Origin of the sequence: Natrinema ejinorense (assembly GCF_002494345.1) — an archaeon.
Classification (GTDB): Archaea; Halobacteriota; Halobacteria; order Halobacteriales; family Natrialbaceae; genus Natrinema; species Natrinema longum.
Map to the genome: position 1 here is coordinate 884,773 of NZ_NXNI01000001.1, position 18,897 is coordinate 903,669.

At 63.3% G+C, this 18,897-nt stretch carries 23 protein-coding genes; 13 read left to right on the forward strand and 10 right to left on the reverse strand.

What is annotated here, in order from left to right; translation table 11 throughout:
• Positions 1–30: 30 nt before the first annotated feature.
• The 8 genes from CP557_RS04465 to CP557_RS04500 all read left to right on the forward strand — a co-directional run bounded on the left by CP557_RS04465 (position 31) and on the right by CP557_RS04500 (position 3,206).
• Positions 31–780 carry a DUF2103 domain-containing protein gene (locus tag CP557_RS04465; RefSeq protein ID WP_097381529.1) on the forward strand — a complete coding sequence of 250 codons (750 nt, stop codon included), beginning with the start codon at positions 31–33 and terminating at the stop codon, positions 778–780.
• A gap of 132 nt (positions 781–912) precedes the next feature.
• Positions 913–1,119 carry a hypothetical protein gene (locus tag CP557_RS04470; RefSeq protein WP_097378799.1) on the forward strand — a complete coding sequence of 69 codons (207 nt, stop codon included), beginning with the start codon at positions 913–915 and terminating at the stop codon, positions 1,117–1,119.
• A 74-nt stretch (positions 1,120–1,193) separates the two neighbouring features.
• A complete protein-coding gene (locus CP557_RS04475) occupies positions 1,194–1,457 on the forward strand; it encodes an eL43 family ribosomal protein (RefSeq protein ID WP_097378800.1) in 264 nt (87 codons plus the stop codon).
• Between the two features lie 18 nt (positions 1,458–1,475).
• Entirely contained in the window at positions 1,476–1,610 is a 135-nt protein-coding gene (locus CP557_RS04480; RefSeq protein WP_006181151.1) for a DNA-directed RNA polymerase subunit P, read from the forward strand.
• Positions 1,611–1,615: 5 nt separating this feature from the next.
• Entirely contained in the window at positions 1,616–1,882 is a 267-nt protein-coding gene (locus CP557_RS04485) for a KEOPS complex subunit Pcc1 (protein ID WP_097378801.1), read from the forward strand.
• Between the two features lie 67 nt (positions 1,883–1,949).
• Complete coding sequence (locus tag CP557_RS04490; protein WP_097378802.1) at positions 1,950–2,492, forward strand: DUF2243 domain-containing protein; 543 nt, start codon at positions 1,950–1,952, stop codon at positions 2,490–2,492.
• Positions 2,493–2,558: 66 nt separating this feature from the next.
• Positions 2,559–2,954, forward strand: coding sequence for a prefoldin subunit beta (locus tag CP557_RS04495; protein ID WP_097378803.1), 396 nt, complete (start codon positions 2,559–2,561; stop codon positions 2,952–2,954).
• Positions 2,955–3,206, forward strand: a complete 252-nt coding sequence (locus tag CP557_RS04500) for a DUF3194 domain-containing protein (protein ID WP_097378804.1) — start codon at positions 2,955–2,957, stop codon at positions 3,204–3,206. It abuts the gene before it with no gap.
• 430 nt (positions 3,207–3,636) lie between these two features.
• Here CP557_RS04500 and CP557_RS04505 read toward each other — a convergent pair whose 3' ends face one another.
• Entirely contained in the window at positions 3,637–4,446 is an 810-nt protein-coding gene (locus CP557_RS04505; protein WP_097378805.1) for an RIO1 family regulatory kinase/ATPase domain-containing protein, read from the reverse strand.
• A gap of 187 nt (positions 4,447–4,633) precedes the next feature.
• On the opposite strand from CP557_RS04505, the gene CP557_RS04510 reads away from it, so the two are divergent.
• Both CP557_RS04510 and CP557_RS04515 read left to right on the forward strand, forming a co-directional pair.
• On the forward strand, positions 4,634–5,803 hold the full coding sequence (locus CP557_RS04510) for a DUF7544 domain-containing protein (RefSeq protein WP_097378806.1): 1,170 nt from the start codon (positions 4,634–4,636) through the stop codon (positions 5,801–5,803).
• Between the two features lie 55 nt (positions 5,804–5,858).
• Positions 5,859–7,001 (forward strand): acyl-CoA dehydrogenase family protein, encoded by a 1,143-nt coding sequence (locus tag CP557_RS04515; protein WP_097378807.1) that lies wholly within the window; start codon positions 5,859–5,861, stop codon positions 6,999–7,001.
• 55 nt (positions 7,002–7,056) lie between these two features.
• Here the strand turns inward: CP557_RS04515 and CP557_RS04520 are convergent, their stop codons facing one another.
• Entirely contained in the window at positions 7,057–7,788 is a 732-nt protein-coding gene (locus CP557_RS04520; protein WP_097378808.1) for a DUF6517 family protein, read from the reverse strand.
• A gap of 111 nt (positions 7,789–7,899) precedes the next feature.
• Complete coding sequence (locus CP557_RS04525) at positions 7,900–9,156, reverse strand: Glu/Leu/Phe/Val family dehydrogenase (RefSeq protein ID WP_097378809.1); 1,257 nt, start codon at positions 9,154–9,156, stop codon at positions 7,900–7,902.
• Between the two features lie 443 nt (positions 9,157–9,599).
• Between CP557_RS04525 and CP557_RS04530 the strand changes: the two genes are divergently transcribed.
• Entirely contained in the window at positions 9,600–10,061 is a 462-nt protein-coding gene (locus CP557_RS04530) for a pyridoxamine 5'-phosphate oxidase family protein (RefSeq protein WP_097378810.1), read from the forward strand.
• A 73-nt stretch (positions 10,062–10,134) separates the two neighbouring features.
• On the opposite strand, the gene CP557_RS04535 is transcribed toward CP557_RS04530, so the two are convergent.
• From CP557_RS04535 to CP557_RS04550, 4 genes are all read right to left on the reverse strand, one after another.
• Positions 10,135–11,517, reverse strand: a complete 1,383-nt coding sequence (locus CP557_RS04535; protein WP_097378811.1) for an FAD-dependent oxidoreductase — start codon at positions 11,515–11,517, stop codon at positions 10,135–10,137.
• A gap of 497 nt (positions 11,518–12,014) precedes the next feature.
• Positions 12,015–12,854 (reverse strand): ion transporter, encoded by an 840-nt coding sequence (locus tag CP557_RS04540; RefSeq protein ID WP_097378812.1) that lies wholly within the window; start codon positions 12,852–12,854, stop codon positions 12,015–12,017.
• 140 nt (positions 12,855–12,994) lie between these two features.
• Complete coding sequence (locus CP557_RS23245) at positions 12,995–13,426, reverse strand: TM2 domain-containing protein (RefSeq protein WP_097378813.1); 432 nt, start codon at positions 13,424–13,426, stop codon at positions 12,995–12,997.
• Positions 13,427–13,486: 60 nt separating this feature from the next.
• Positions 13,487–13,924, reverse strand: coding sequence for a DUF2085 domain-containing protein (locus tag CP557_RS04550; RefSeq protein WP_097378814.1), 438 nt, complete (start codon positions 13,922–13,924; stop codon positions 13,487–13,489).
• A gap of 304 nt (positions 13,925–14,228) precedes the next feature.
• On the opposite strand from CP557_RS04550, the gene CP557_RS04555 reads away from it, so the two are divergent.
• Positions 14,229–14,861: a class I SAM-dependent methyltransferase gene (locus CP557_RS04555; protein WP_097378815.1), complete on the forward strand. Its 633-nt coding sequence runs from the start codon at positions 14,229–14,231 to the stop codon at positions 14,859–14,861.
• A 149-nt stretch (positions 14,862–15,010) separates the two neighbouring features.
• Here CP557_RS04555 and CP557_RS04560 read toward each other — a convergent pair whose 3' ends face one another.
• Complete coding sequence (locus CP557_RS04560; RefSeq protein WP_097378816.1) at positions 15,011–15,181, reverse strand: DUF1059 domain-containing protein; 171 nt, start codon at positions 15,179–15,181, stop codon at positions 15,011–15,013.
• A gap of 105 nt (positions 15,182–15,286) precedes the next feature.
• Between CP557_RS04560 and CP557_RS04565 the strand changes: the two genes are divergently transcribed.
• Positions 15,287–16,060 carry a hypothetical protein gene (locus CP557_RS04565; RefSeq protein ID WP_097378817.1) on the forward strand — a complete coding sequence of 258 codons (774 nt, stop codon included), beginning with the start codon at positions 15,287–15,289 and terminating at the stop codon, positions 16,058–16,060.
• A gap of 111 nt (positions 16,061–16,171) precedes the next feature.
• Here CP557_RS04565 and CP557_RS04570 read toward each other — a convergent pair whose 3' ends face one another.
• On the reverse strand, positions 16,172–17,956 hold the full coding sequence (locus CP557_RS04570; protein WP_211290175.1) for a DUF11 domain-containing protein: 1,785 nt from the start codon (positions 17,954–17,956) through the stop codon (positions 16,172–16,174).
• Between the two features lie 437 nt (positions 17,957–18,393).
• On the reverse strand, positions 18,394–18,597 hold the full coding sequence (locus CP557_RS04575; protein WP_097378819.1) for a hypothetical protein: 204 nt from the start codon (positions 18,595–18,597) through the stop codon (positions 18,394–18,396).
• Positions 18,598–18,897 lie beyond the last annotated feature (300 nt).

An 18,897-nucleotide genomic window follows, 5' to 3' on the forward strand; every position in this document is an offset into this window, starting at 1 on the left:
TGTTTTACATCCCTCTCCCCAACCTCCGCTATGGAGTGTCGTCACTGCGCATCGCCCCTCGAGAAACCCGGCGACTTCTGTCTGGTCTGCCGGGAGGAAAACACCGAGGCGATCGTCCTCGAGGCGGCACGCGACAGGGCGACCATCACGATGCTCGCCGGCGAGTCCGACGACCCCGGAGCGGGGGATGCCGACGAGCAGGTTCTCGGTCGGACGACGATCACGACGACCCCGGAGGACGGCGAGAACGAGCCGATCGAACTCCGGAACTTCGCGGGCCTGATCGGCGACGAGATCCGGCGCAAGCGGCCCGAAGAGGTCTACGCCGGCGGGACGCGGGACGTGATTCGAGCGGTTCGGAAAGACGTTCATTACCCCTTCTATCGCGTCGACGACGACGATCCCGTGACGGCGGTCCTCGAGCGCCGCGGGAATCGGGCGCTCGACGTCGTCGAGACGCCGCCGGCCGAGAAGATCAGCGGCAGTCACTCGACGCTCATCGGCGGCCGGACGGGAATGCGGGCCATCCACGCCGTCGCGGACCACCCCCACGTCAAGAAGGTGATTCCCGGCCCCATCGACGCCGGCGGGAAGGGATCCCAATCGGGCATGCGAGCGAAGGTGACCCGCGCTGACGACGGCGGCAACGTGCGCATGCTCCTCCGGAACGGCTCGAGCGTCCAGGAAAACCGCGTCGTGACGACCGCCCGCGATCGGGAGATGGGCGAACGGATCCGCGAGGATCTCAACGACGTGCTCGCGGACGCGGAATTTCAGTAAGGTCCGGCTATCCGTGACGGTTTCGCGGTCGGGGGATTCTCGAGGCAAATATTGTGTCGGCCCGATGGAAGTGTCAGTTCCTGCTGGTTGTCCCAAGCTTAACGGGCCGGCTGTAATTAGATATAATTAGCCATGCTCGAGCGACCGGACGCCGTCCTGACGCTGATCCCGCTGTTGGCGGTCAGCGGTCTCCTCGCCCGGACGCTGATCGCGATGACGGGCTTCGGGACGGGACTGCTCGCCGCACCGCTTGCGATCGCTGGATACCTCGCCGCGCTCGCCCTCGTTTTCATGGAACTGCTCGCGTGGCCGGTCGCCGCACGGATCGGCGGGTCGTGACGATGGACGATCGGCTGTGGAGACTGCCGTGACTCAACAGGTTTAAGAATCCGCTGCCGATAGAGGGGAGTACTATGGCCAAGAAAGGACAGGTCGGTAGCGCAGGCCGTTTCGGTGCTCGCTACGGCCGCGTCGCACGACGTCGCGTCAGCGAGATCGAAGACGACATGGAAAACGCCGAGGTCGACGGCGACGACGTGACACGCGTCGGGACCGGCATCTGGAAGAACGAGGAGACCGGCGAAGTCTTTACCGGCGGCGCGTACCGTCCGGAAACCCCCGCGGGCCGCACCGTCCAGCGCTCGATCCGCGCTGCCCTCTCAGAGGACGACGAATAACGCGTTCCGATACCCAGTATGAGTTATAAATGTTCTCGCTGTAAACGCGACGTCCAGCTCGACGAGTACGGCGGCGTCCGCTGTCCCTACTGTGGTCACCGCGTACTCCTGAAAGAACGCAGCCGCGACGTGAAGGAAGTCGACGTCCAGTAACCAGCGTGGCTTCTCACGACGCGACCCTCGAGTTCGACTACGAGACCGCGTCACGTGCCCGACTCGTCGCCGCGAGCGTCGCCCGCGAAATCGGCGAAATCGACGACGAGCGCTCGCGAACGACCATCGAGCGGGAGGGCACACGTGTGGTCGTCGACATCGACGCCGACGACGTGATCGCGCTGCGAGCGGCGCTGAACACCTGGTTTTCGCTGGTCGACGTCGCGGAGCGGACCGCCGACGTGGGTGTCGGTATTCTCGATTCCCAGTAGCGAGTGGCTCGAGCAGCCCTGTACCGGCAGGCAACGCGGTCTTCATCGTCGTCGCCGAATCCGCCGTATGGCCGAACGGGACGGGCCGTGGCTCGGACTGCAACGGGACGCGAAGCCGCTGGTGATCGCCGGCCTCGCACTCGGCGTCGGTCTCGGCGGCTTCTTCGACGGAATCGTCTTTCACCAGATCCTGCAGCTCCATCACATGCTCTCGTCCTATCCGGCGGCAAGCGTCGCGACCGACCTCGAGCTCAACGTGGTGGCCGACGGGCTCTTTCACCTCGCGACGTACCTGTTCACGATCATCGGTGTCGTGTTGCTCTCTCGAGCGTGGCGGTTCCACCCGGTTCCGAACTCCGGTCGGACGTTGCTGGGAGCAGTGATCATGGGGTGGGGCGTCTTCAACCTCGTCGAAGGACTGGTGAACCATCAGCTGCTCGGGATTCACCACGTCTGGCCCGCCGGACCGGGACCGATCGTCCTCTGGGACGTGCTCTTCTTGCTCTGGGGAGTGCTCTTCCTCGGTGGCGGGTATCTCGTGATCCGAACCGACAGCGCGGTGACGCCGACGGCCGGCGACGAGGCGGTCACGACGGACGGACGCGGATAGGAGTCCGAACCGCCGGGACGGAAGACAAAGCTTGGCTTTATCAGTCCGGAGGGCGACGGTCGAGATATGCAAGGAAACCTGCCACCGGAAGCACAGGAGAAAATCGAGCAGCTACAGGACCTTCAGGAGACGGCACAGGAAGTCGCCGTCCAGAAACAGGAAGCCGAATCGAGTCTCACCGAGGCCCAGAACGCCCTCGACGAACTCGAGAACATCGACGAGGGAACGACCATGTACCGAAACGTCGGCGAACTCCTCGTCGAGACCGACTACGACCAGGCCGAGGAAGACCTCGAGGACAAGGTCGACTCCCTCGAGATCCGCCTCGAGACCCTCGAGAAACAGGAAGACCGCGTTCAGGACCAGTTCGAGAGCCTGCAGGACGAGCTCGAGGACCTCCTCGGCGGCGGCATGGGCGGCGGCCCGGCCGGCCCCGGCGGCCCGGGCGCTGGCGGCGCATAAATGTCGACCGACGAGCCGTCGGACGAGACCGTCGTTCGGACGGCCGCCGACGCTGCTGAGGGCGTTATTTTTTCACAGTACAAGCAGTCCGACGTCCGCGATTACGACGTCACCGTCGTCTTCGAGGACGGCGTCCTCGAGGTCGACGTCTACCTCAATGCGCCCGAGGAGGACGACGCCGACCCCGAACGGGTCGCCGACGACGCCGCACTCGCGGCGCGACGCGCGGTCGACGACCTCTTCGAGGCCTAACGCGGGACTCGAGGGCGAACGGCACACCCTTCCTCCGGTCGTTACGGACCCCCGATCGACGACTGCAAGGGTCCCAGTCTCGCAGCCGACGCGTCGCGACCGCCGTTCCAATCGGCAGGAGGGGTGGCGAACCCTGGCCGCCCACGAGCCGAACGGTTGTCGTCCTCGGCCTGCAGAGCGGGGTGTGTCAGACGGTCTCCTGTCCGTCAGTGCCGGTGGGACCGCGACCGCCCTGCGGTCCCACCGGGACGTCGGGACAGCAAACCGTATCAGCGGTCCTCGTTCTCCCCGCGCTCCTCGGTAACCGTCCGCTCTCCCTCCGGCAGCGGGTCGGACAGGTCCTCGTGGCGCTCTGCGCCCGCTTCCGTCATCTCCTCCGTCGTCGGTTCGGTCCCCTCACCGGTCCGCCCGTCCGTCGCGATCGGCTCACTTACTCCCCGCTCAGGTCGGCCGCCTTCTCGAGTTCGCTGCGAAGCGTCGTCGAGTCGAACTCGTGATCGGGGCGGAGCCGGACGAAATCGAGGAACTCCCGTGCCGAGAGCAAGTGTGAGGGATCGTAGGCCGTCGCGGCCGCGTCGACGGCCTCCCGTGGTCCGATCCGGGGCTCGAGAACGGCGAGGGCACAGGCCAGGTCGTACGCGGTCGTCTCGTCGACCCGGTCGTCGTGGACGCTGGTCGCGTCGATGAAGTAGAACTCGTCGTTACAGAGCAGGATGTTCTCCGCCCGCAGGTCGCCGTGGGCCAGCCCGTGTTCGTGGAGGGTCGCGAGCATGGCGAACAACTCCGGGGCGCGCTGGACGACGAGGTCGTCGGGCACGTCGTCGAGCGATCGAAACTCCGGGAGGTACTCGAGGACGAGCACGCCGAGCCCGTTGACCTCGAAGGCGTCGATCGGCCGTGGTGCGTTGAGGCCGATCTCCTGCATGCGCTCGGTCGCCTCGTACTCGTGTTCGACCATCTCGCGGGGCGTGTCGAACCGATCGAAAAAGCCCTCCGTCCCGGAGGAGAACGCGCCGACGTTCCGGCCGGTCGTCAACACCGCGTGGACCAGGGCGTTCTGCCGGGAGACGATCTTGACGAACCACTCGTCGTCGATCACACACGGCGTCGAGAGCCAGTTATCGGCCTCGAGGAACTCGACGCGGACGCACTCGCGGTCGTAGCGATCCGCCAGCGTGCGGACCACACGCTCGATACGGCTCCACTCGACGGTTCCTCGTGCGAGCCGGCGGATGTCCATACCGAACCTGTCGCGGGTCGGCGTTAAATGTTCCACGAAGTGTTGCTGGGAGAAGGTGTCCGCCCAGCACTCAGGTCAGGCGAGACCTGCGATGGCAATCGGTTTCAGTTCGCCATACTGCGAGATACTGTATACAGTCCGTCAAATCAGCATCATTTTCACCGATGCGAGAGAACCGTTGAGCAGTATGGACGCCATCGACGACATCAGCGATGCGATAGACGTCACTCGAAATCGACTGACGCCGGTTCGGCGGGGAACCTGGCTCAGGCTCGCGCTCGTCGTCTTTTTCGTCAGTTCGCTGGGATTCGGTGCGCCGGGGTTTCCCGGTGGAAACACCGACACGGGACCCGACGGTCCGACGGTCGACGGTGAGCAACCGACCGAGGAGGTTCTCACCGAAGAGGTGCTGTTCTGGGTCCTGGTGATTCTCGCGATCGTGCTGGTGCTCTGGCTCGTCTACGAGGCCATCGCTGCGGTCATGGAGTTCGTCTTCCTCGAGTCGCTTCGATCGTCCGAGGTCCACGTGCGACGGTACTTTTCGGCGAACCTGGGGAAGGGGCTGTGGTTGTTCGCGTTCCGGTTGGGGCTGCGACTGGTGGTCGGCCTCTTCGTTATCGCTCCGGCCGCGTTGCTGTTCCTGTCGATGGACGCGGGACTCGGTGGGGCGACGATCGTGCTCTTGGTCCCCTATCTGTTGTACGCGCTCGCGTTGGGGCTGGTCTATGCCATCGTCATGCGATTTACCACCGACTTCGTCACGCCGGTCATGCTGCTCGAGGATCGTGGCGTCCTCGACTCCTGGAGCCGATTCTGGGCGACGATAAAAGCGAACTGGGCCGAGTACGTCGTGTATCTCTTGCTAGTCTGGATCCTCCAGCTCGTCGTCGGAATCGCGGCGTCGTTCGTCATCGCGTTCGGCGGGCTGATACTGGCGATTCCGTTCGGGATCGTCGTTTTCCTGTTGGTCGTCACGCTCGATACCGTGGGCGCGATTTTGGCGATCCTCGTCGCCATCGTCGGACTGCTCTTGTTTACGGTTCTGGTGTTGCTACTCGCCGTTCCGATCACGACGTACTTCCGCTATTACGCGCTGTTGGTCCTCGGCGATACGGAGGGCGACTTCGATCTCATTCCCGACCGACGCGAGGCGGTCCGTGATGGCGGCAGTGGACCCACCGGCCGAACTGGCCGCGGGGACGAAAACGGCTCCGGAGGATTCGACCCCGACGACGGTCCCGACTCGGATCGATCGAACGGGTGGGACGACCGAGACGATGATCGATGGGACGACGAGCCAGGGGATCGAAATCACGGGGGCGACAGCGACGAGGACGACGAGTACGGCTGGCGATAGGGCCTCGAGAGCGGGCCGCCGGTGCGCTTATTTCGAGCGCTAACAAGGACCACGTATGGAGTTCGACCTGCCCGACGAACACCGGATGATCCGGGAGACCGTCAGGGACTTCTGCGAGCGGGAGATCGAGCCGATCGCCCAAGAAATCGAGGACGACCACCGGTTCCCCGCAGAGATATTCGAGCAACTCGCCGCGCTCGACATGATGGGGGTCCCGATCGACGAGGAGTACGGCGGCCTCGGCGGCGATACGCTCATGTACGCGCTGGTCGCCGAGGAACTCGGCCGCGTCTCCGGCGCGATCGGCCTCTCATACGTCGCACACACGTCGCTCGCGTCGAAACCGATCGAACTGTTCGGCACGGACGCCCAGAAGCGCCGCTGGCTCCGACCCCTCGCCGACGGCGAGTACGTCGGCGGGTGGGCGCTGACCGAACCTGACAGCGGCTCGGACGCCTCGGACATGGACACCCGCGCTCGAAAGGAGGGCGACGAGTGGGTGGTAAACGGCACCAAGCAGTTCATCACGAACGCCTCCGAGGCGGGATCGATCCTCGTGAAGGCGGTTACGGACCCCGACGCGGGCTACGACGGCATCTCGACGTTCATCGTGGATCCACGCGAGGACGACGGCTTCGAGGTGACCACCGTTTGGGACAAGATGGGACTCAACGCCTCGCCGACCTGCGAAATCACGCTCGAGAACGTGCGCCTCCCCGAGGATCGCCTGCTGGGTGGGGTAGGCGAGGGCTGGGAGCAGACGAAAAAGACCCTCGACGGCGGCCGGATCTCGATCGCCGCGCTCTCGACCGGACTCGCACAGGGCGCCTACGAACACGCGAAAGACTACAGCAAAGAACGCGAGCAGTTCGGCCAGCCGATCTGTGAATTCGACGCGATCCGGGACACGATCGTCGACATGCATCGCAAGACCGAGCGGGCGCGCCTCCTCACCCACAAGGCCGCCCGAACGTACGACCAGGGCGAGCCGGTCACCAGGGAATCCGCCCTCGCGAAACTGGACGCCAGCGAGGCCGCCCGCGAGGTCGCCGAGGACGCCGTCCAGGTCCTGGGTGGCTACGGCTACACGACCGATTTCGCCCCCCAGCGGTTCTACCGCGACGCGAAACTCATGGAGATCGGCGAAGGGACGAGCGAAATCCAGCACCTCGTCATCGGCCGGGAACTCGGTCTCTGAAGGCGGTCGCTCGCCGAGGCTCCCGACGCGAACCATCCCGAACCGGCGGACGGACTCAGCCGAGGATTCCGTCGTCGCTTTCGTCGTCGCCGCCCCCCGTCTCGCTCCCGTCGGAGTCGGAACCGCCGGTCGAGGCCGCCTCGTCGACATCGGTGGTCGCGGCTTCGATCAGCGAGAGGATGTCGGCTTCCTCCTGAGGCCGTAGCTGCTGGGGGTAGACACCGATGGTCACGAGCAGATCGTCGTCGGCGTCGACCGCTTCGGTCACGTGAACGTCGACGTCCATGCTGTGTCCATCGAACTCGGCGTCGGCCGTAAACCGTGTCCGGGTCGTCGACTGCTCGAGGACCGTGATCTCGGCGTCCTCGTCGCGGGAAATGTTCTCGATGCCGTCGTAGTTGTTCCTGACGAGCTCGACGAGTTCGCCGGTCGACATCTCCTCTAGGGGATTGAGTTCCTGCCCGAGAACGGAGACCTGTGGCGACGTCACGACGTTGAAGACGGCCGCGCGTTGGCGTTGCTCCAGGGGAGCGATCTCCACTGCCTTCTCGTGGGTCGTCATGTGGTTCACGACGGAGACGGTCTCGCTTACGGGACCGACGCCGACGTCCCGGTCGACGGGGAGGTCCTCGATCGCGACCTGTTCGTACCCGGTCTCCTCGCGAGTACCCTCCTCGACGCCCGCCGGCGAGGACTCGTGTTCGTCCATCCCGAGCAGGCCCAGACACCCCGAGAGGCCCGCGATCGCACCGGCGCCGACTCCCGCGAGAACGCTTCGTCGTTTCATTTCCCTGCAGATGACGGTCCGGATGGTAAGTGCTTGTTGGAACGCCGAACGTCTGTCGATCCGAAAAATAGGTCGGTTGACGTGAGAGCGACGATTCGGGGCGACGATCCGTCAGGGCCAGCTTCCGGCTTCCTCGAAGGCGTCGGCGACCCGCTGAATCGCGACGACGTAGGCCGCGGTTCGGGGGTTCTCGAGGTCGTGTTCCTCGTAGGTGTCGACCAGCGCGTCGAAGGCGTCGACGATGACTCCCTCGAGTTCTTCGTTGACGCGTTCTTCCGACCAGGAGAATCGCTGGCGGTTTTGCACCCACTCGAAGTAGGAGACGGTGACGCCGCCGGCGTTCGCGAGGATGTCCGGAACGACGAAGACGTCCTTCTCCTCGAGCACGGCGTCGGCGTTCGGAGTTAGCGGTCCGTTCGCGGCCTCCGAAATGACGTCCGCTTTGACTTCCTCCGCGAGGTCGGCGTCGATCGCGTTCTCGAGGGCGGCGGGAATCAGCAGGTCGACGTCGAGGGTGAGCACGTCCGCGTTCGTGACCGTTTCCTCGCTTCCCTCGAAACCGACGACGCTACCGGTCTCGTTTTTGTGGTCTTTCGCCGCAACCGGGTCGAAGCCGTCGGGGTTGTAGATGCCGCCACTCGAGTCGCTGGCGGCGACGACGGTCGCACCCATCTCGTCGATCAGTTTGGCGGCGATCCAGCCGGCGTTCCCGTAGCCCTGCACGGCGACGGTCGCGCCCTCGAGGTCCTTGTCGAGGTAGTCGAAGGCCTCGCGTGCCGCGAGGACCGTCGAACGGCCGGTCGCTTCGACGCGCCCCTCGCTCCCGCCCGAGTCGAGGGCCTTGCCCGTGATGACGCCCGGCTCGGTGGTGTTCTCGAGGGTTTCGTAGGTGTCCTTGATCCAGTTCATCTCCCGCTGGCCGGTGTTCACGTCGGGTGCGGGCACGTCGCGGTCCTCGCCGATCATGGGCCGGAGCTCTCTCGCGAACGACCGGGTAAGCCGCTCGAGTTCGCTCTCGGAGTAGTCGTCGGGATCGATGACGATGCCGCCCTTGCCGCCGCCGAGTGGGATGTCGACGATCGCGGTCTTGTAGGTCATCCAGCCCGACAGCGCCTTGACTTCGTCGCGGGAGACTTGCGGGTGGTAGCGAATGCCGCCCTTGTACGGCCCGCGGTCGCCGTTGAACTGCGACCGAAACGCTTTGAATCGCTCGAGGTCGCCGTCGTCGCGTTCGATCGTGAGGTTGGTCTCGAGAACTCGCTCGGGGTGTTTGAGTCGCTCGATGATGTCGTCGCCGACATCGAGGTACGCTGCAGCGTCGTCGATCTGCGATTGCAGGCTCTCGAATGGGTTGGTATCCTCGCTCATACGCGGCTAGTTTCCCCGACCGATGGATAAACGTAGCGAATGTCTATCATAGGACGGGGGATACAATCACATTGATTGTAATAACTACCTTATATTCTGAACAATCAGTCAAATATCGTCGGCAGCCTCGGCCCGCTCCCGGATCCGCTCTGCGCGCGATCAGCGTGCGTCGATCGTCTCCCCGTCGACCGCGACGACGCCCCGTCCCGCAGCACCGGTTTCGCCTCGAGGACGCGGTCGACCCACTCGCGTTCCGCAGCCGAGGGGGAACCCCCTCGTTGATGGGGTCGCCCTTATCGGGCCGCGAGGAACGGCGTCCCGAGGGTCCAGTCGATAGCGTCCCGACGATAGCTCGCTCACGTTCGGGACGGGGCCACCGACCAACCGACGAACCCCATCGTTGGGGTCGAGCTTTTTCAAACTCCGACGCGAACGGCTCGAGTATGACCGACTTCCGCGGAGCCTGGACCGAAGACGAGGCCGAGGCCTTCCTGCAGGAGGCGACGATCCCGATCCGGATCGCCACGCACCGGCCCGACGGATCGCTGTGGGTCGTCACGCTGTGGTATCGCTACCGAAACGGGTCGCTCGAGTGTGCGACGGGAGCGAACGCGGACATCGTCCGGTTCCTTCGTCACGATCCGGAGATCGCCTTCGACATCTCGACGAACCGTATTCCCTATCGGGGAATCAGAGGGAACGGAACCGTCGACATCGCTCCCGACGGCAAGCCGGTCCTGCGGGATCTCGTCGAACGCTACCTCGGCGGGGCGGACTCGTCGCTCGCACAGTGGTTGCTCGCCGACGATCGCGAGGAGGTGGGGATTCGAATCGAGCCTCGAGAGATCTACAGCTGGGACTACGCCGATCGAATGCGTGAGGACTCGAACGACGAGGCGACCTAACGGGTGAAATCGCAGTCTCCGCTCCGCAAGCAGTTCTGGCGACGATCCCGGCCACTCGGGAGAGGGGACCGTCTCAGTCGTCAGCGCTGGGAGTGACCACTTTCGGATCGTCGGACTCGTCGGCACGCGGGAAGTTGTCGATCGTCTCCGACCTGAACGCCTCCTCGTCGAACTCGTACTCGCCGTCGAGGAACTCGAGCAGCGTGTGCGTATCCCGCATCGCGTTCTTGAGACACGTCGAGGCACCCGGCGACGGCGTGATGTTGAAGATAACGTCGTCGCCGACGATTTTCGCCTCGCCCATGTCCAGGGACTTGTTCTTGGTGTCGACGATCTGTGGCCGGACGCCGCCGTAGCCTTTCGCACGCTCGATGTCCTCGAGTTCGGCGCTCGGGACGACCTTCTGGACGTGGGGCAGGAACTGTTTCCGGCCGATCTCGGGGAGGTCGTAGACGAGGTTGCGGAGCACGTACGGCAGGAGGATCCGGTCCGAGAGGATGTTGGCGTAGCTCAAAAACGCCGCCGCGTTCAGTCCGAACACGTCGAGGAAGTCCTCGACAGTGGAGATGCGACCCCGCTCGAGCGTCGGAACGAGTTTCGCGGTCGGTCCGAATCGCGTAATACTGCCGTCGTGGACGTCCGCGTCGCCGTGGACTGCGGCGAAGGGCAGTTTCTTCATCTGGAGCGTGTAGACCTTGCCGTTCAGGAAATCGTCCGCGAGGAAGAAACTCCCCGCGATGGGGAGCAGGACCTTGTCCTGACCGTAACCGAGGTCCTTGGCTATCTGGAGGCTGTGGGAGCCGGCGGCGACGACGGTGGCGTCGCAGTCGAAGCGTCCAGCGTCCGTTTCGATCGTGTAGCCATCGAGCGTCGGCGTGATGTCCGTGACTTCCGTCCCGGTGAAGACGTCGACGGCCGCCTCTTCTTCCGCCTCCTCGACGAACGACTTCGTCGTCTCGCCGTAGTCGACGACGTAGCCGTCGGGCGTCTGCAACGCGAGCATGTCCTTGGAGGGGGCGCGCCCCTCGACGACCTTGGGTTCGATCTCGCCGATCTCCTCGCGGTCGATCGGACGGAGTTTCGGGTAGAGGTCGCCAAAGCCCTCGTCCTCGTAGCGCTGCTCGAGTTTGTCGACCTCTTCCTCGCCGACGCCCAGCACCATCTTGCTGCGCTTGGCGTGCATCTCCCGGTCGGGATCGTAGTTCTCCAGGTATCCCGCGAGGAGTTCCGCGCCCTCTTTGACTTCTTCGGCTTTCTCGAGCGTGTAGTTGGTCTCGATGTCCCCGAAGTGGAGGGTCTGGGAGTTGTTCGTGTGGTGGGAGTTGATCGCTGCGATCTCGGATTCCTTCTCGATCAGCGCGATCGAGTCGATATCGGTGAACTTCGCGGTCGTGTACAGGAGGGACGCACCACTGATACCGCCGCCGACGATTACCAAGTCGTATTTACCAGACATTGTTGGATCGTGTGACTCTGTATTGCATACGCTCGACTCCACACTGATAACTCATATTTTTTCGATCGGACTTTCGTTGATTGTCGATTGTCCCATCGACGACTGTAGGTTCGGTGATGCGAGAGTGGCAGAAAAATCGTGTTTCAGGCATTTTAACGGCTATATGGAGTGGTTCGGGGAGCGTTCGTGAGCCGGATTTTCGGCCACTGAGTACCGCTTTCCTCGCCTGATCGGGCCCGGTCGGTGTCGTTCACCCGCAGTAGTATCGACAGTCGACGTACTATCGGGGCCGCCCCGATGACGGGGGTACTCGAGACCGATACTGGCCCGCTCGTGAACCGCTAGTGGCGACGCCTTCACTGCAGGGTCGGCGGGGAGCAGTCCGCCGGATTCGATCCTGCAGTCGACGGGTGGAACGGTACTCTGTCGCGTCTCGAGGCAGTCAGTCCACTGTCGTCGATCGAGAACCGTCTCGCGAAGGCGATTCGACGGTCGATCTAGCTGCGCGAATCGTGTTCCTGATAGATGACGTGGCCACACGCCTTGCAGTGTGAGGCGTCCGGGTCGTGGTGTGACAGGCCGCAGTTCGGGCACGTGACGTCGACTTTCTCCCTGTAGGTCCACTCGCGGACGATCTTGCTGGCCTGCCAGGGGATGACGATGATCCCGGCCAGGATCGACGCCACCGTGACCCACCGTCCCGCAGTCGTCACCGGCACGATATCGCCGAACCCGACCGTGGACAGCGCCACGACGACGTAGTAGAAGGCGTCGCCGAACGTCCCGACGTCGGGATTGACAACGTGTTCCACGCTGTAGAACAGGCCTGCAGAGACGAACAGCAGTACCAGCACCGTCAACAGTAACTTCAGCGCCCGCAACGCGTCGTCCGAGATCGTCCCGAAGAAAAACTCCGCGTCCTGCGTAAACCGGTAGAAGCGAAGCACGCGAACGACCCGGACCGAACGGAGAAAACCGATGTTAGCGACCACCGCGACTCCCGGCAGGACCACCACGAGGAGCGTCGGGAGGATCGCAAGCAGGTCGACCACGGCGTAGGGGTTGTAAACCTCCTCGAGGCGATCCCTGGCGCCGTACAGTCGGAGCACGTACTCCACCAGAAACACGGCGGCGATACCGACTTCGAGCCGCCAGAGGACGCCCTGTAGACCGGCGGGAAGCGGATACGTCTCCGCGACGAAGACGGCGACGAACACGAGGTTCAACGCCAACAGGGTGATGTCGATCGTTTTCCCGAGCGGGGTCCGGTGATCCAACAGATAAAAACGAACGAGGTCGCGCCGGTCGCGGCCCGGTGGCGACGGATCGGTGGTCATTCGATAGGATCATTCCTCGAGGGGGGCAAGTAGGTTCTCTGGTTACCGCTCCGGAACCGACGAACCGAGCGTGGCGGATCCGGTATCGTTCGGGGTCGTCGAGAGAAAGATACTACGGATGGCGTCGTCGGTCGACGGCCTTATCGTCCGAGGAGGCTTCCGTCGGCGTACTTCTCCTCGTATTCGGCGTCGTCGGCGACCAGTATTAGAATCCCTTCGATCAGACCGAGCAGTGCGGGGATACCGGTCCAGAAGAAGCACAAGTATACGACGCCGAGTTTCACGTTGCCCTGATAGAACTTGTGTGCACCCAATCCGCCGAGCAACAGCGCCAAAACGCCGGCCGCGATCTTCTCCGAGTCGGCACCGCCGAGAGAGGGCTGTTGAACGCCACAGTCCGGACACATTTCCGCTTGTTTATTTATCAACTCACCGCAATTAACACAATATTTTTCGTTTTCGCCTCGGTCTTCGTGCCCGCTCTCGAGGGACGTTTGCTGATTGACCCCGCAGTCGGTGCACACCTCGGCTTCGTCGTCGATCTGCTCGCCGCAATTGATGCAGTGCTTCATATTTTGATACCGTGATCTCTTCGCATACTCGACATAAGTAACTGATCGTTTGCAATTCAGTCACCACGCGTAATATATCGACACGACGGCTATAATTCCATAGCAGCCACCGATTCCGAGAACGGTCAGGTTCGATTCGAACAGTACCAGCGAGAGGCCACAGCCGTAGCCGTAGCCGAGTAACGCGCCGGTTGCGGTCCGAACGCCGTTGTAGCCCCGACGGTCACGAAACGTCGTGACTGCCCAATCGATGAGAGCGGGGAGTGGAAATAACGCGACGACGAGAAGGGCATTCGCTTCCCGAAGCACGAGGAACTGCGAAAGGAAGCCCGCGAGGAGTCCGGGATAGATTCCCAGACATCTCGCACAGAGATGGACGCGACGGCCGAACAGGACGGGCGAATAACACCGATAGCGTTCGGACGGGAGATGGTGTGCGAGCGCGAATCGTCGCGTTTCGGCCAGCCCCTCTCGTAGCTCTGCGGTATCGATCCGCATAGTCGTCCCTCTCGGAGAGGCGAAATGTATCTACTGGACGAGCGGCGAGACGGACTCGGACTGCCCTCTCGTGGCGGGGCCACGATCGGTGTGCGTCCGGATGCAGGATACCTCCGTTGCTCCATTCACAACCGTTCTCGGTAGTCCGTCATCGCTCACAGCCGATCCCGACTGCCGTCGATAGCGCTCGCCTGGCGGTTCGGCGAGCAATTCGATTCGCTGTCGGCTGGCAACCACACGACAACAGTCGGCGACGACCGGGACGAGTCGACTAGACTTTAGGTGCGCACCGGGGATAGTACACGTGAATTCTAAGGAGGTCCACCGACAGTGGGCAGAACGGTCCGGAGTGTACTCGCCGGAGTATTACGCCGACTACGGGGCGGACCATCGCAGCGAGTCCGTCCGCAGTATCCTCGAGCGGTTCGTCGATCGAGAGGCCGCTATTCTCGAGGTCGGCTGTAGTTCGGGCCGCCACCTCGCGTACCTGTTCGAACACGGGTTCGAGAACCTGGCCGGTATCGACGTCAACGACGACGCGTTCGACGTGATGGCGGAGACCTATCCCGACCTCGCCGCGACCGGCACGTTCTATCACGACACGATCGAAGCCGCCGTCGAAACGTTCGCGGACGGTCGCTTCGACGTCGTCTATTCGGTGGAGACGCTCCAGCACCTCCCCCCGGAGGCCGAGGGGGTACTCGAGGATCTGGCGCGAATCACCGGCGAACTCCTCATCACGATCGAGAACGAGGGTGACGACCCAGAGTCGATCGAGCCCGACGTGAAATACGTTGACGACGATTTTCCCCTGTATCACCGCAACTGGAACCGCGTGTTCACCGATCTGGGGTTCGTCGAGGTCGCCGCCAGGTCCGACAAGCGGGATACCGTCCGAGCGTTTCGTCCTCCCAACAGTAGAGCGACTGGCCGCTGAGCGCTGTGATCGTTCTGGCGGGACGAACAGTCGGTTCGATAGCCGCCGGATGCTGGAACGATCACCTCTCGGGGTCGAGATTTCCGTCCGAACCACCGGGGACGCCGAAATCGTGGACCGATGAGTAGCTCCGCTGTCGGATACTTGGTTCAGAGTGATTCGATATACGGCGCGATGTCTTCATCGGAGACGTCTCGCCCGTGGACGTCCTTCAGGTGGGACCGTGCAGCCTCGTAGATGGACTCCTCGAACTCGCTGTAGACGACCACGTCACAATCCGCGACATCATGGCATTCGAAGCGATAGCGTTCCATGACCATATGTCATAGAGCACCGCAAGTGGCATGTACCTGCTGCTCACGTGGGAGCCGCTCCCCGACCGCCGGTCTCGAAGCATTTGTATTCCGGTCCCGATTGCATGCCATATGGTGGAACCGGGACCCAGTATCTCGATTCTTGCCGGTGGAGTCACCGCGCTGTTCGCCGTCTTTCTCACGTTTTATCTGCGGAACCAATGGCAGGAGATCCAATCGCTCAGAGCGATACAGACGGAACTGGAACAGAACAACGAACGAGTACGGGAGCTCGCCCAGCTACTGACGGGCGACTTGCAGCGCCAACAGATCGATCTGCCGATCGAGGTGCCACCGGGAACCAAACTGGAGATTCGGTACGTCGTCTCGTTCCCCAGTTCCCTCTCGACCACCGCGTTCGACCAGCTGAAACACTCCGGGATGTTCCTCCGGCTCTCGCCCGAAACGCGCCGCTCGTTGTTCGAATTGTACGATACGATCGATCGGATCAATCGATTGCGACAGCACAGGGAACGAATCCACTTCGACGATATCGGGAACGTACACGTCGTTATCGACCCGTCCGAACTGGATGTCGAACCGGACGCGTCCGTCTCCGAGGACGACCTCTCGGCGGAGACTCGACGACGGCTATCGGATCTCCGTGAGATGCGGCGAGCGATGAAAGGGGTGAACCGGTCGATCCTGCGCCTTATCGCGTCGATCGCGTCCCCGGAGATGATCGACGACCTCGAACTGGAGCCGTTCCTCGGGACAGCTCACGGACGAGAGGCCGGACACGAATCGAATACCGAGTCACCGCGTTCCGACGAGGTCGATCTCGAGGAGATGCGTTCGATCCTGCGCGATGTCGAGCGGGAATCGGTCTGGTCCCGGTTTATGTGAAGGGACGACCTTGCTCGTCCACTGCAAAACGGACAGTGGGGAAGCTATCGAGCGAAGCGCGTTCGCGACGGGGGTCGGAGACCCCAGCGTTGTACGAAGTACAACCCGTGCCTACTCGTTCGTGATCACGTGAGAGACACACCCCTCGTCGACGACGGTTCCGTCGGCGAAGAGCCGGGCACAGTTGCGGATACCGTCGGAGCCGCCGGGGAACTGGGCTGCCGGTGCGACGTCGACAGTCAGCGTGAGCGTCGGGAGACAGTCTCCCGGTCCGAGTCCGGTGGCGTTCGAGTGGACCGCAGTGACGGTTCCGCCGGCCACCGAGGCGCTCCAGCCGCTCCCGGACGCGGAGACGAACGAAATGCCGCCCGGCAGATCGTCGATCGCGGTAATACGGCCATCGCAGTGTTGCTTACTGGTATTACAGACGTCGATCTCGTAGGTCGCCTGCTGTCCGTACCTGAATTGGCCGCCTGTCCGCTTTTCGATCTCGAGGCCGTCACAGCCATCGCTGGGGGGACGAACTGGGACAGTGGTACAACTACGGTTGTTGTCGAGGTCGGCATCGTCGCCGTCGATGCTCGCACAGTTCACGATCGCGTCGCCCGTTTCGTCCATCGAGCCGATTTCGACCTCGAGGGAGAGCGGCGGCAGGCAGTCTCCGGGTGCCAGACTGCCGCTGTTCTGGTGGGTCGCGGTAACGACCCCGTTGTTGTCCGCGGTCGTCCAGCCGCTCCCGCTGCCGGAGACGAAGCTCACACCGTTCGGGAGCGGATCGACGACCGAGACCGGTCCGCGACAGCGGTGCTCGCTGTCGTTGCAAACGCTAATCTCGAACGTCGTCGTGTCTCCCGGCGTGACGTGCGTTCCGTCGTGGGTCTTGGTGATCGCCAGATCGCACGCACCGTCCCCAGTTCCGTCGCTCGCGACCGGGACCGTCGCACAGTCGCTCTTGTTGCTCGCGCTCGCGTCTCCCTGCTCGACGGTGGCACAGTTGACGATCCGGTCGTCAATATCGTCGCTGCCGACGACGTCGACGGCGAGCGTGAGCGTCGGCAGACAGTCGCCGGGACTCAGGCCGTTCGTGTTGGGGTGTTCGCAGGTGACGACCCCGCCGCTTTCGGTACAGTTCCAGCCGCTGCCGGTATGGGTGACGGACGACAGTCCGTTGGGCAGGTCGTCGACGACTGTGACGGGGCCCGGCCGGCACGTGCCGTCGCCGTCGTTACAGACCGTGATCTCGAATTCGGTCGTCTCGCCGACGGCGACCGGGTTCCCGTCTCCGACGTGTTCTTTCGCTATCGAGAGATCACACGCCTCGTCGCTCGGCTCGTCGTCACAGGTACAGATCAACTCCGCGTCGATCAACAGCCCAGTGACCGTCATGGTGTTGGCCACCACGGCTCTCAGCGTGTACTGACCAGGGCTAACCGGCTGGGTCACTGGCCCTTTCAGCGTCGCGTGACCCGAGTCCTGGGCGAGGGTCACCGTTCCGGACGGTCCCTCGAGTTCGATCGTCGCGTCGTCGTCGACTGACCACTGGTGGATACGGAGTTCACACTGATCGTCGCTCCAACTGTCCGGAACTTCGAAATCGATCTCGTAGACGTAGTCCCCGAGGGGATCCGTGGTGGTCGGCCACCCACCGGTGCCGTACGGATCGATCCAGTTTGCGGTCGGTAGCGTGACCCACGGACCAACCGGCTCGACGCTCACTGCCTGTCCCGTCGTCCCGTCGGGTGAACTGACGACGCGCCACTCGGAGTCGGTCGTCCCGAACGTATCGGGCGTGCCGTTCGTCGTCCCGGTCCGGAGATCGAGACTGAGATCGGTACAGGATCCGCCTCCACCACCGCCGAGACAGCCGGCCACTGCCACGCCACTACCAACGCTCATCGCCCGAAGGATGCGCCTTCGAGAGATCGACCCTTCGTCGGTCATCGGAACCTCGAGTCGCCGCCTCGTTGCGATCGTGAGTTCGAAACGGTGTCGTCACCCCGTCCCTGTCGGGAGGGGTTCGCACGGTGCCGTCGCTGCCCAGCGTGTCTGGATATCATTGGTTGCTCTCTGCGACTTCGGTCTGTTGTCGCCGTCTCGACAACAACCGAGTACTACCTGCTGCAGGTGGGCGAGAAGTTGATAAATACTTTCCTATTGAATTTGCGTTTATTTGATAAATTATGGTGGTCGGGGAACCGACACTGCCCAGTTGGTCGCCGTCTCGATCCCGTTCGAGTGCCTCGTCGTCCCCGTCGCCGGTCGAAAAACCGTCCTCCCGAACGTGGCTCTCACCCGGCGTTCCAAGAATACCTTCGTGCTCGCAGACGAAGTCGTCAGGAGCCCTGTGGAGTCCCGCTTGCAAACGCGGCGTTCCACTCGTCGATCAGGTTCTCGAGTCGCCCCGTCCGCCGATGGGAGAAGGTTCGCGGGGCGCGATCGATCGCCCGTCGGGGATCCGTGCGGGCGCTCGAGGGGGTCGGCGGCGTTCGATCGACCGTCGGTTCGGTATCGGACTGAGAGGGGTGTTGGGCGTTCATGTCGGCAAGTATCGGGTTCGTCGAAAGCGGTGCTCGTCAACGGAGTCGGGCTGCTCCCTGTCCGTCCGACAGCTGTATCGCCCCCTATTCGGACCTCGGGGATAAACGTACACGACGACTCTCACCGCTAGAAATCAACATCGAGAATACGGGCAGTAGCGGCCGGTAACACGGGCCGTTTCGTCGGAACCGGCATCCGGTTCGACGGGCACCGGCTCGATCGGGAATCCGTTCGGCTGGGTCCCGCGATGACACGGGTTCGACGACCGACCGCGGTTTCGCCGTAGCCGCGGTCGATCC